We start from the raw sequence: 13,109 nt of genomic DNA, 5'->3' as shown, positions 1-13,109 counted from the left end.
GTGTTCAAGAACGGCAGCGCAAGGCTGCCGTTTTGTCGTGTGCACCATGCCGTGCACCATGATGAAACAGACAAATGTTAGCGCCCAGATAAGGTTTGTGGTCAAGTCGCCACAAATTGCCTCAGCCTCCGGGGCGAATGCAGAAAAGTTTTATCAAAATATTTCAGCCAAGAATGCCTTCCGTATAATCGCGCCTTGTGATTTTGCTTGGGGAAACCCCTGCGCGGCGTCAATATGCACGTTTTTTGGGCGATTAAGAGCTGGGCGGTATAAATCGCCAACGAAAAACGTATTTGTCTCGCCAAGGACAGTCATGCATATTTGTTGTTGTTAATAAATATGCTTGAAGTTTTTTCAAGAGCGGTGGTAACGGAGTTGAAACATTTCCTGTCTACAATCGCTCGGTCCTCTGGAGGGCCGGCTGGTTGCCGCTGCGCTAGCAGCATCGAAGCTTGCAGTACTTGTAAAGAGGGGCGCTCACCGGCGCCCAAATAACTATTAAGTCTATTTTGGGGTTTTAATAATGATCACTCAACAACAGATCCGGCTGACCAAGCTGGCGCTGGCATTGTCGATTGCGTTGTCGGCAGCACCGACGTTCGCACAGAACACCACCTCGGCCATCGGCGGCCGTGTTTCGGGTGCGGATGGTGCGCCGGCTGCAGGCGCCCAGGTGCAGATCGTGCACACGGAGTCGGGCTCTGTCAGCAACGTCGTGACCGACGCTGAAGGCCGTTACGTCGCACGCGGCCTGCGTGTCGGCGGTCCGTACACGATCATTATCTCCAAGAACGGCATCACGGAAAAACGCGAGAACGTGTACGTCGAGCTGGCGGAAACCGCCGCCGTCGACGCGACCCTCGGCCAGCAGATGCAGACCGTCGCCGTGACCGGCAACCGCGCCCGTTCGGAAATCTTCTCGAACAGCGCGATGGGTTCGGTCACCACGCTGACCCGCGCCGACCTGGAAACCCAGGCTTCGATCAACCGCAACCTGCAGGACTTCGCCCGTATCGACCCACGCGTGTCGCAGACCGACAAGGAACGCGGAGAGATGTCGGTGGCCGGCCAGAACTCGCGCTACAACTCGATGACCATCGACGGCGTCGCGATCAACGACACCTTCGGCCTGGAAGCCAACGGCAGCCCGACCGCCCGCCAGCCGATCTCGATGGAAGCGATCGCCTCGGTGCAGGTGAACGTGGCCAACTACGACGTGACCCAGCGCGGCTACACCGGCGCCAACGTCAACGCCGTCACCAAGTCGGGTACCAACGTGTACCACGGCGGCGCCTACTACATCACCCGCGACGACCGCCTGGTCGGCAAGCGCTACGACGCGACCACCGGCAACTACAACGACGCGCCTGAGTTCAAGGACAACACCAAGGGCCTGTGGGTCAGCGGCCCGCTGATCCAGGACAAGCTGTTCTTCTTCGCCCTGGCGGAAAACTACGAAAGCACCCGCAGCGGTCCTGAATTCAACGCCATCGGCTCGGGTTCCGGCACCACCGTCGGCATCAGCCCGAACCAGATCGCGCGCCTGCAAGACATCGCCAGCAAGACCTACGGCTTCGACCTCGGCAGCAACTCGATCCCCGAGGGCACCAAGATGAAGACCGAAGAGCGCACCTTCAAGGTCGACTGGAACATCAACGACGACCACCGCGCCAACTTCCGTTACTCGAAGACCTCGCAGAACGAACCGATCTTCCCGGGCTTCTCGCAGACCGGCGTGTCCCTGAGCTCGCAGTTCTACAACCAGGACAAGACCATCGAGACGGCCGTGGCCCAGGTGTTCTCGGACTGGACCGAGAACTTCTCGACCGAATTCCGCGCCTCGACCCGTGACTACGACTCGGTGCCGATCAATAACGCTCGTCTGCCGACGATGTCGTTCTCGTTCAGCGGCCCGCTGCCGTCGGACGCGCCGAGCGGCACCCGCACCGGCACCCGCTTCCTGAACACCGGTACCGAAAACAGCCGCCACAACAACGTGCTGGGCACCAAGACCCTGGACCTGTACGCAGGCGCCAACTACAAGTGGGGCGACCACGAGTTCAAGGCCGGCGCCGACTACACCTCGAACGAGGTGTACAACGCCTTCCTGCAGAACGTGTTCGGCAACTACACCTTCCAGTGCGACAGCAACTTCGCCTATAACACGGTGCCGGGCGTCGCCGCCGGCAGCACCTTCAACTGCGCAGGCAACACGGTTACCGCTGCCCAGATCGAAGCCGCGATCTACGAGAACTTCACCCGTGGCCGCCCTTCGTCGTACACCGTGCAGCTGCCGGTCGCCGGCGGTTCGCTGAGCAACGCGATCGCCCAGTTCACGATGAAGAATACCGGTTTCTTCCTGCAGGATAACTGGACCGTCAACAAGAACCTGACCGTCAGCGCCGGCGTGCGCGTCGACCTGACCGACGTCGACAACCGTCCGCTGCAGAACACCGCAGTCGCCGCACCGACCATCGCCGGTACCGGCTCGTTCGGCCGCCAGACCGGTGGCTACGGCTACGACAACACCCAGACCTTCGACGGCCAGAAACTGTGGCAGCCGCGCGTCGGCTTCAACTACAAGTTCGATTCGGCCCGTCCAATGCAGCTGCGCGGTGGCGCCGGCCTGTTCCAGGGCGCCGCGGCAACCGTCTGGATGTCGAACCCGTTCTCGAACCCGGGCGTCGCTACCCGCGTCATCACCTGCTCGGGCTCCGGCGCAACCCGCTGCCCGACCACCGACGGCACCTTCACGCCTGACGTGGATGCGCAGCGCACGGTCACCGGCGCCACCCCGGCCGCCAACGTCGACATCCTGTCGCCGGACCTGAAGCAACCGTCGATCTGGAAAGCCAACCTGGCATTCGAGCATGAACTGCCATGGTACGGCCTGGTGTTCGGCGCCGAGCTGCTGGCTACCCAGAACAAGAACGGTATCTTCTACCAGAACCTGAACATCGGCGCGCCGACCGCGATCGGTACCGATGGCCGCGAGCTGTATTACGCCCCAGGCGGTCTGAACCGTAACGCAGCCGGCGCTTTCCAGCAGTGCTACACGTTCAGCAACAACGCGATCGCCATTAACACCGCCTGCCAGGCGACTGCCAAGGCCCGTTCGAACCTGAACTACGGCAACGTGCTGCTGGCCAAGGGCACCGACAAGGGCGACGCCCAGGTCGCGACCATCTCGCTGACGAGCCCGACCCGCCAGGGCTTCGGCTGGTCGGTGGCTTACTCGCACACCAACGCGACCGAAGTCTCGCCGCTGACCTCGTCGACCTCGAACTCGAACTGGTCGGGCCGCTCGGTCTTCAACCCGAACGAAGAAGTTGCCGCCAACTCTTCGTACCTGGTGAAGGACCGTATCAATGCCCGCATGTCGTGGGAGAAGCGCTTCTTCGGCAACTACCGCACCCGTCTGGGCGTCTTCTATGAAGGCCGTTCGGGCAAGCCGTACAGCTGGACCATCAACAACGACCTGAACGGCGACGGCCTGGCAGGCAACGACCTGATGTACATCCCGACGGCCTTCGGTTCGGGCGAAGTCGTGTTCTTCGGCGACACCGCGGCCAACAAGGCTAACGAGACCAAGTTCTGGGAAATCGTCGACTCGAACAAGGCCCTGAGCAAGGCAAAGGGTGGCGTGGTCGAGCGTAACAGCGCCTTCTCGAAGTGGACCAACAGCTTCGACGTGAAGATCACCCAGGAACTGCCTGGCTTCATGGCCAAGCACAAGGCCAGCTTCTCGCTCGACATCCTGAACTTCGGCAACCTGCTGAACAAGAAGTGGGGCCGTATCGAAGAAGTCGGCTTCCAGTCGGCCGGTGCGCAAGCACGTAGCTTCGTCGACTACGCTGGCCTGGATGCATCGGGCAAGTACATCTACGCTGTGCGTAACAACGTGGAAGACCTGAACGTGCGTCAAGCCAAGGGCGAGTCGCAGTGGGCCATCCAGGCAACCGTCAAGTACGAGTTCTAATACTTGATTCCCTGCCTGTAAGGTGATGAAAGGCCGGTGGCGACACCGGCCTTTTTTTATGGACGGGGTAGTAGCAAAGCCCGCCTGTAAAGATGGCCGCGCGCTGGCCTACGTGCAATAATTCCGTTTGCCCACGCGGGGCCGTCCCCGTTTTCTATCAGTAAAGGTAAGTCATGACCGTTTCCCCGCGCGCGTGCGCCCGATTGTCTCTCCTGGCGCTGGCCCTGCTGGCTGCCGGCTGCACCACGACCCCGCGCGGTCCGGTCACCCTGAACCTGGTCGCCATCAACGACTTCCACGGTAATCTGGAGCCGAGCAAGTACACCTATACCAGCGCCGCCACCGGCAAAAGCGAAACCCTGCGCGCCGGCGGCATCGAAGCCTTGAGCGGCGCGCTGGCCGCCTGGCGCAAGGAAGACAAGGACCTGCTGTTCATCGGCGCGGGCGACCTGATCGGCGCCAGCCCGGCGCTGTCCTCGATGTGGGCCGACGAGCCGAGCATCGAGGCGATGAACCTGCTGGGCCTGCGCCTGTCCTCGGTCGGCAACCACGAATTCGACCAGGGCCGCAAGGAGCTGCTGCGCCAGCAGGCCGGCGGCTGCGATTCGCCGCGTCCCGGCAAGGCCTGCCGCCTGAGCCCGGACTACCGCGGCGCGCGCTTCACCTACCTCGCCGCGAACGTGCTCGACAGCGCGACCGGCAAACCCTTCATGCCCGCCTATCGCGTGGAAAGCGTGAAGGGCGTGAAAGTCGGCGTGGCCGGCGCCGTGCTGCAAGGCACCGCCTCGGTGGCGGTGGCCTCGGCGATCGCCGGCCTGGACTTCATCGACGAAGCCGAAGCCATCAACAAGACGCTGCCGCAGATGCGCGCGGACGGCGCCAAGGTGTTCATCGCCCTGATCCATGAGGGCGGCCGCACCGACGAATCGCCGGACCAGCCGGGCTGCAAGGGCCTGACCGGCGGCGTGGTCGACATCGTGAAAAAACTCGATCCGGCGATCCGCCTGGTGATCACCGGCCACTCGCACCAGGGCTACCTGTGCACGGTCGATGGCCGCATCGTGACCCAGGCCGATGCGGCGGGGCACCTGCTGTCGCGCATTGCATTGAAGGTGGACGCGGCCAGCGGCGCGATTGCCGACATCGACGTCAAGAACGTCGTCATGGATCCGGCCAAGTTCCCGGCCGATCCGCAAGTGGCCGCCTACCTGGCCGGCGTGAAGGAACGCAGCCGCGCGGCGCTGGCGCGTCCGCTCGGCAAGCTCGGCACGGCCACGGTGGCGCGCAAGGCCAACGAGGCCGGCGAAGCGCCGCTGGGCAACCTGATCGCCGACGCGGTACTCGCCGCGACTCGTGCGCAGGGCGCCCAGATCGGCTTCATGAACAATGGCGGCATCCGCAAGGACCTGGAAACCTCCGACGCCGCGCTGACCACCAACTTCGGCCATGCCCAGGCGGTGCTGCCGTTCGGGAATACCCTGGTCGTGCTGGACCTGACCGGCGCGCAATTGCGCCGCCTGCTGGAGCAGCAGTGGCAGCGTCCGAGCGCCTCGGGCGCCACCATCCTGCAAGTGTCGCAAGGCCTCACGTACACCTGGGACGAGCAGCGCCCGGTCGGCCAGCGCGTGGTGCCGGGCAGCCTGAAGTTCAACGGCGCGCCGGTGGACGATGCCAAGACCTATCGCGTAGTCGCCAACAACTTCCTGGCCGAAGGCGGCGACAACTTCCCGGAATTTGCCAAGGGCACGAACCGTGTCGATACGCAGATCGTCGACCTCGATGCCCTGAGCGACTACATCGCAAAGAATCCGGGTGCCGGCGGGGCGCAAGCCGGCCTGGCGCCTGCGGCGCGCATCGGCAAGGTGTCCGCGTCCAAATAACAGTACTGCCCAACACGGAGAATCCATGAAAAAACTAGCTTGTGTCCTCGCGCTCGCCAGCGCCTTTACCTCGGTCGACGCGCTCGCATGGGGCGGCGACGGCCACCGCGCGGTCGGCGCCATCGCCGACAAACTGCTGAAGGGCACGAATGCGCAGAAGCAGATCGCCGCCTTGCTGCTGCCGGGCGAGACGCTCGAATCGATCGCCAACTGGCCGGACTGCGTGAAGGGCACCTATTGCGGCCCGCAGTCGCCGGAAATGGTCGAGTACACCACCGCCAATCCGAAGCACAGCGAGTACCACTACACCGACGTGCCGTTCCAGCTCGAGCACTACCATGACCACGGCGTCGGCACCAGCGAAGTCGACATCGTGCAGACCTTGAAACAGTGCATCGCGGTCCTGCAGGGCAAGACCGATCCGGCCCTGAACCCGCACAAGTTCACCAAGCGCCAGGCCCTGATCCTGCTGACCCACATGACCGGCGACATCCACCAGCCGCTGCACGTGGGCGCGGCCTTCGTCTCCAAGGACGGCAAGTTCGTGGTGCCGAAGACGCATGCGGAAGTCGACGAAGCGGCGATCTTCGATTCGCGCGGCGGCAACAACCTGCTGCTGGACGACGAAAAGCTGAGCCAGCTGAGCGCCAACCTGATCCCGCCGGGCGAACCGAAGCCAATCAAGGAAGGCGTGCCGAAGGCGCTGACGAAACCCTTCCACTCGTACTGGGACAGCACCACGGTGGACTACGCCTTCCGCCGCGTGCAGACGAAAACCCCGGCGCAGTTCGCCCAGTTTGCAATCGACAGCAAGCCGGCCATCAAGGCGAACACCGGCGACGTGGCGACCTGGCCGTACCAGTGGGCGGACGACGCGCTGGTGGTGTCGAAGTTCGCTTACGCCGACGTGGTGCCGGGCAAGATCACGCCGCAAACCAGCAAGAAGGGCGACACCTATTACACCTTCGCGCTGGAAGTGCCGAACAACTATCCGGTGCCGAGCTCGCAGATCGCCAAGGAACAGCTGATCAAGGGCGGCTACAAGCTGGCCGAGGTGCTCAAGGCGATCTACGGCTAAGCAATTTTTATTGTCGATTGAGGCCGCGGCGGCAACGCCTGCGGCCTTTTTGTTTATTCGACATGCCGTGCGGCTGGGCTGGCGCGGCCGCGGCTAGAATGGCGGTTCCGGCGCGCCGCGCCCTTTGAACGGATACCGCATGAATCGCCTCCTTGCCTGTGCCGGCCTCTGTCTGGCCGCGACCGCCGCCCACGCCCAGCAGGATGCCATCCCCGAATCGCGTCCGGGTCAGCCGCTGTGGGAACTGGGCCTGGCGGGCGGCGCCGTCACCACGCCTTCGTATCCGGGCGCCGACGATCGCGAAACGCGCGGCCTGGTGCTGCCCCTCATCATCTACCGCGGCAAGGTGTTCCGCTCCGACCAGGGCGGCATCGGCGCGCGCCTGTTCAAGAGCGAACGGGCGGAATTCGACATCGGCCTGGCGGCCTCGTTGCCGGCCCGGTCTGACGACGTCGAAGCGCGCGCCGGCATGCCCGACCTGGGCGCGCTGGCCGAATTCGGTCCGCGCCTCAAATTGCGCCTGGCGCGCTTCGACGCCCGTAGCGGCCTGCGCGCCGAGCTGCCGCTGCGCGCGGTGATGGAAGTGCGCAGCGGCCTGCGCCACCAGGGCTATACCTTCGAGCCGCGCCTGGTCTACGAACGGCGCAGCGCGGACGGCAAGTGGCTGTTCGACACCCAGCTGGCCGCCGTCGTCGGCGACGGCAAGATCAACCGCTATTTCTACGAAGTGCGGCCGGAATACGCGACCGCGACCCGCGCCGCCTACAGCGCCGACGCCGGCCTGATCCTGGTGCGCGCCGGCGTCTTCGCCGCGCGCGTGATCAACCCGGACCTGCGCGCCTATGCCTTCCTGCGTGCGGAGAATTATGGGGTCGGCAAGAACCACAACAGTCCGCTGCATTTGCGCGACAACGGGGTGTCTGCCGGGTTTGGTCTGTCGTGGACGATCAAGCGTTCGGCGGCGCTGGCGAGCGACTGATACGTTCTCGACGGACCTTGTTCCTTCGCAATCCGCGCGACGAGCAGGAGTAAAGAATGAGCTGTTTTCACTTCCGTTCAGGAAACGAACATGCGCATTCGAACCTTGTATTTCTGCTACTGCCTGTCCGTGGTCGGCGTCCTGCTGGCGCTGCCGGCAACGGCCGCCACGCCCGACCCCTGGCTCGACCATAACGGCCGTCTCCCGGCACGCTCCGACCATGCCGGGCCGCTGTTCAAGCTCAGCCATGACTACCCGTCCGGCCTGCCGGCGCCGCACATGCCCTGGCGCACCGCCATCAACAATGCGCCTATCGGCACGAGCAACGCGGCCGCCTACACCCAGGCGCTGAAGGATGCGGTCGCGCGCGACATGGTGGCGCTGCTGCTGGACGAGGGCGATTGGGATGCCGGCCGGCGCGGCTGGTACAACGATCCCTGGCTGGGCGCGCAGCGCGAGGCGGTCCACGGCATGCTGGTCGGACTGGAGCGCGTCGACGACGACCTGTTCCCGAAGAGCGGCCTCACCAAACCGTTCACGACCTATGTGATCACCTATTACAACCGCATTGGCGCCCAGACCCTGGGCGCGATCTGGCGCGATCCGCACAACCCGCAGCTGAACGGCGGCGCGACCCAGTACGCCGAGGGTTCGGTCACGGTGAAACTCGCCTTCACGACGGCCGGTCCCGCCGAATGGCCGGCGATGCGCGGCGCGCTGTCCTGGCCGATGATGATGACGGCGAACGCCACCACCGGCCAGTTCGAGCGGCCCACGCTGGGCAAGGCCTGGCTGATGCAGGTCGATATCGTGGTCAAGGATACGCAGTCGGCGCCGCAGACTGGCTGGGTGTTCGCGACCCTGGTCTACGACCGCAACACGCGTCCGGGCAGCCGCGGCGTGTGGGACCAGATGGTGCCGCTGGGCGCGCAGTGGGGCAACGATCCGCGCGTGGACAGCGCCGCCAACCCGGGCGCGCCGTTGCAGGAAACCTGGATCAATCCGTCGGCGCCCCTGTATGCGACCGAGACCCTGGGTTGGGGAGGGCGCCTGTCGGGGCCGAACGACCATGGCGTAAACGACATCTCGGTGGCCGATGTGGCCAGGGGCGGCCAGCGCGTGCTGTTGCGGCGCGCCGGCAATTCGTCCTGCCTCAGCTGCCATGGCGCCTCGCAGTGGAATGCGGCCAATCCGGCGAAAGGCATGGCCTCGTTCATGATGCCCCTGGTTCCCGGCGACGCCAAGGCCGGTGCGCCCTACATGAATTCGCCCGCGCCGGGCTCGAACGAATGGCTGCGCTGGTTCCAGAACCGGGCGGGCGACGTGGCGATGGATACGGGCAGCATGGCCGGCGACTACGACCTGGCCTTGACCTTCCGCGTGCTGCCGGCCTGGCACGAGGCGAAGAGCGGCAAGAAGCATGCGCTGCAAAAGCTGGATGCGGGTGGGGTGGCGGTGCAGCGGGAGTGAATGGCCGTAGGGTGGGCGCCCCGGGCCCACCATCCTGTCCGGACAAAAAAAGGGCGGCCTGCAGGCCGCCCTTGTTTCAATGTGAAGCGCCGATCAGCGCGACTTCACGAACGGCTTGCCGATCGCCTTCGGCGCCACCGACTTCGCCATCAAACCGGCCAGCACGATCACGGTCACGACGTACGGGATCATCTGGATCAGCGAACCCGGAATGCGGCCCACGACCGGCAGGTCGACGCCTTCGATCTGGATCTGCACGGCCGAGAAGAAGCCGAACATCAGGCAGCCGAGCACCGTCTGCAGTGGGCGCCAGTTGCCGAACACGAGGGCGGTCAGGGCCAGGTAGCCGGCGCCGGCCGACATGTCGCGCAGGAAGAAGCCGCTCTGGACGATCGACAGGTAGGCGCCCGAGAACGAGCACAGCACGCCGGCGACCAGCATCGCCAGGTAGCGCGTGCGTTCGACCGACACGCCGGCGGCATCGGCCGCGTGCGGGTTCTCGCCGCAGGCGCGCAGGCGCAGGCCGAAGCGGCTGTGGTACACGACCCAGTGCACGATCGGCAGCAGGATGAAGGCGAGGTAGACCAGCGGCGAGTGGCCGCCGAGCAGGCTGTTCCAGATCCAGCCCAGCACCGGGACGCCGGCCAGGGCTTCCGCGCCCGGCAGCACCACGTTGGACAGGCGCGCCGCGCCCAGGTCCGGCGTGCGGCCGCCCTGCTGGAAGATGTACTGGGCGACCACGAAGGTCAGGCCGCTCATGGCGATGTTGATCGCGATGCCGGCGACGAGCTGGTTGCCCTTCTGGGTGATCGATACGAAGGCCTGCACCATGGCGAGGGCCACCGAGACGGCGATGCCGGCGGCGATGCCGAGCCACGGGTTCTGGGTCGTGTAGCCGACGGCGGCCGAGACGAAGGCCGAGGCGAGGATCTTGCCCTCGAGGCCGATGTCGACGACGCCGCTGCGTTCGGCGAACAGGCCGGCCAGTGCGGCGAACATCAGCACCGGTGCGTTGCGGACCGTCGAGACGACGATATTGAGGATGTCAAAGCCTTCCATGATTAACCCTTGCGTGTTGCGTTGATCAGTTTCAGGACGGCCGGTGCGTAGAAATTCTCCATCGCGCCGCAGAACAGGATGATCAGGCCCTGGATGAAAACGAAGGTCTCGACCGGGATGTTCGGTTTTTCCAGCGACAGGTCGAAACCGCCCTGGATCAGCGCGCCGAACAGCACCGCCGACAGGAAGATGCCGACCGGGTGCTGGCGGCCCATCAGGGCGATCGCGATGCCGACGAAACCGGCGCCGGCCGGGAAGTTCAGGCTCAGGTAGTGGGTCGAACCCATCACCGAGTTGAGGGCGGCGAGGCCGGCCAGGGCGCCCGAGATCAGCATCGCGACGATGATCATGCGGCTGATGCGCACGCCGGCGTAGTGGGCCGCGTGCTGGTTCAGGCCGGTGGCGCGCAATTGGTAGCCCCAGCTCGAACGCGAAACCATCACGCCGTAGATGACGAGGGCCACGATCGCGATCGGGAAACCGATGTTCAGCGGGGTGTCGCCGAAGAAGGGGAACCAGGTGTTCAGGGTGGGCAGCGCGGCCGACTCGGCGAACACGCGGCTCGCCGGATTCTGTTCGCCTTCGGGAATCAGGTACTTCACGATGATGAAGTTCATCAGGCTGGCGGCGATGAAGTTGAACATGATGGTCGTGACCACCACGTGGCTGCCGCGCTTGGCCTGCAGGTAGCCCGGCAGGAAGGCCCACAGGGCGCCGAACAGGGCGCTGCCGAGCATCGCCAGCGGGATCAGCAGCCAGGGCGACAGGCTCGCATCGAAGGCGAGGACGACGAGCGTGAGACCCAGGCCGCCGAAGTACATCTGGCCCTCGGCGCCGATGTTGAACAGGCCCGCCTTCATGGCGATCGACACGGCAAGACCGGTGAAGATAAAGGTGCTGGCGTAGAACAGCGTATAGGCCAGGCCTTCCGGATTGACGATCGCGGAGTTGATCAGGATCTGCATCGACTCGACCGGGCTTTCGCCCAGCAGGTGGATGACGAGCGCGGCGACCAGCAGCGCCGACAGCAGGTTCAGGAGCGGCAGGACGAAGCCTGTCGCCCAGCGTGGCAGTTCGGTGGTTTTCATCTGTTTCATGACTTGTGCATCCCGCCCATCAGGAGGCCGATGCGGGTGGTGTCGAATTCGTCGATATTCAGTTCGCCGGTGACGCGGCCGCCCGACATGACGACGATACGGTCGGCCAGGGCGCGCACTTCCTCGAGTTCCACGGAGACCAGCAGGATCGCCACGCCTTCGTCGCGCAGGCGCAGCAGCTGGGTGTGGATCGATTCGATGGTGCCGATGTCGACGCCGCGGGTCGGCTGGCCGACCAGCATCAGCTTCGGTTGCGCCGAGACTTCGCGCGCGATGACGACCTTCTGCTGGTTACCGCCCGAGAGCAGGCCGATGCGCAGGTCCGGATTGTTCGGACGCACGTCGAAGGCCTGCAGCAGGTGGGCGCAGCGCTTGGCGATGGCGTCGAAGTCGAACAGGCCCCAGCGGTTTTTCACACGGTCCTGGTAGCCGAACACGGTGTTCTGCATCACCGAGAAATCCTTGATCACGCCGTCGCGCAGGCGGTCTTCCGGCACGTGGCCGATGCCGAGCTCGCGGAAGGTGGCGGGCAGGCCGTCGGCGTTCGCGCGGCGCCCGAAGGGGAGGGGCTTGCCTTCCAACTCGACCTGGCCGGACGTCGGCAGGCGCATGCCCGCCAGGATTTCCATCAGCTCGCTCTGGCCGTTGCCCGAGACGCCGGCAATCGCCACGATCTCGCCCGCGCGCACGTTCAGGTCGATGTCGGCCAGCAGCTGGACGCCGTTGGCATCCTTGAGCTGCAGGTTCTTCACGTTCAGCACCGGCGCGCCTGGATTGAAAGGCTTGCGCGGCAGGTTGCCCTCGATCGGGCGGCCCACCATCATGTTGGCCAGCTGCTCTTTCGAGGTCTCGCTTGTCGCGACCGCACCCGACACGCGGCCGGCGCGCAGCACCGTCACCTGGTCGGTGATGTCCATGATCTCCTGCAGTTTATGGGTGATCAGGATGATGGTCTTGCCCTGGTCCTTGAACAGACGCAGGATCTCGAACAGGGACGCGGTTTCCTGGGCGGTCAGGACGGCGGTCGGCTCGTCCAGGATCAGGATTTCGGCGCTGCGGTAGATCTGCTTCAGGATCTCGACGCGCTGCTGGGCGCCCACGGATAAATCGTGGATGGTCGCGAGCGGATCGACGTCGAGGCGGTAGCGGGTGCAGATCTCGCGCAGCTTGTTTTCGACTTCCTTGCGCTTGGCAGCCAGTTTGAAGCCGCCCTCGGCGCCGAGCATCACGTTGTCGAGCACGGTCATGTTCTCGACCAGCATGAAGTGCTGGTGCACCATGCCGATGCCGAGATCGATGGCTTCCTGGCTGTTGCGGATATTCCGCGCCTGGCCGTCGATCAGGAGTTGCCCGCTGTCGGCGTGGTAGTAGCCGTACAGGATGCTCATGAGGGTGGATTTGCCGGCGCCGTTCTCCCCGATGACGCCATGGATGGAACCCTTGGCGATCGTGAAGCTGACGTCAGCGTTCGCTTGCACCGGCCCGAAGGCCTTGCTTATGTTGCGAAATTCTACGGCTGGCTGCATAGCGATCAGTAGTAAAAATGTGGATGCTTGTATTCAAAAGC

Annotated in this window: 8 protein-coding genes; 5 read left to right on the top strand and 3 right to left on the bottom strand. The window is 64.6% G+C overall.

The window, feature by feature from the left end; genetic code table 11:
* The first annotated feature begins 523 nt into the window (after positions 1–523).
* The 5 genes from ACFPQ5_RS01695 (at position 524) to ACFPQ5_RS01675 (ending at position 9,386) form a co-directional block, all read left to right on the top strand.
* Positions 524–3,979: a TonB-dependent receptor gene (locus ACFPQ5_RS01695; RefSeq protein WP_379751281.1), complete on the top strand. Its 3,456-nt coding sequence runs from the start codon at positions 524–526 to the stop codon at positions 3,977–3,979.
* Between the two features lie 173 nt (positions 3,980–4,152).
* On the top strand, positions 4,153–5,859 hold the full coding sequence (locus ACFPQ5_RS01690) for a bifunctional metallophosphatase/5'-nucleotidase (protein ID WP_379751279.1): 1,707 nt from the start codon (positions 4,153–4,155) through the stop codon (positions 5,857–5,859).
* Positions 5,860–5,884: 25 nt separating this feature from the next.
* Entirely contained in the window at positions 5,885–6,937 is a 1,053-nt protein-coding gene (locus ACFPQ5_RS01685; protein ID WP_379751276.1) for a S1/P1 nuclease, read from the top strand.
* 139 nt (positions 6,938–7,076) lie between these two features.
* On the top strand, positions 7,077–7,916 hold the full coding sequence (locus ACFPQ5_RS01680; RefSeq protein ID WP_379751274.1) for a MipA/OmpV family protein: 840 nt from the start codon (positions 7,077–7,079) through the stop codon (positions 7,914–7,916).
* Positions 7,917–8,006: 90 nt separating this feature from the next.
* Positions 8,007–9,386: a hypothetical protein gene (locus ACFPQ5_RS01675; RefSeq protein ID WP_379751272.1), complete on the top strand. Its 1,380-nt coding sequence runs from the start codon at positions 8,007–8,009 to the stop codon at positions 9,384–9,386.
* 93 nt (positions 9,387–9,479) lie between these two features.
* On the opposite strand, the gene ACFPQ5_RS01670 is transcribed toward ACFPQ5_RS01675, so the two are convergent.
* Genes ACFPQ5_RS01670 through ACFPQ5_RS01660 form a run of 3 tightly spaced genes read right to left on the bottom strand, consistent with a single transcriptional unit; the run spans position 9,480 to position 13,068 of the window.
* A complete protein-coding gene (locus ACFPQ5_RS01670) occupies positions 9,480–10,445 on the bottom strand; it encodes an ABC transporter permease (protein WP_379751270.1) in 966 nt (321 codons plus the stop codon).
* A gap of 2 nt (positions 10,446–10,447) precedes the next feature.
* A complete protein-coding gene (locus ACFPQ5_RS01665; protein WP_379751618.1) occupies positions 10,448–11,533 on the bottom strand; it encodes an ABC transporter permease in 1,086 nt (361 codons plus the stop codon).
* Positions 11,534–11,538: 5 nt separating this feature from the next.
* Positions 11,539–13,068, bottom strand: coding sequence for an ABC transporter ATP-binding protein (locus ACFPQ5_RS01660; protein WP_379751268.1), 1,530 nt, complete (start codon positions 13,066–13,068; stop codon positions 11,539–11,541).
* Between the last annotated feature and the right edge of the window lie 41 nt (positions 13,069–13,109).

Source organism: Massilia suwonensis (genome assembly GCF_042655665.1).
In the GTDB taxonomy this organism is placed as follows: Bacteria; Pseudomonadota; Gammaproteobacteria; order Burkholderiales; family Burkholderiaceae_D; genus Telluria; species Telluria suwonensis.
This window is presented reverse-complemented; position numbering and strand designations above follow the sequence as displayed.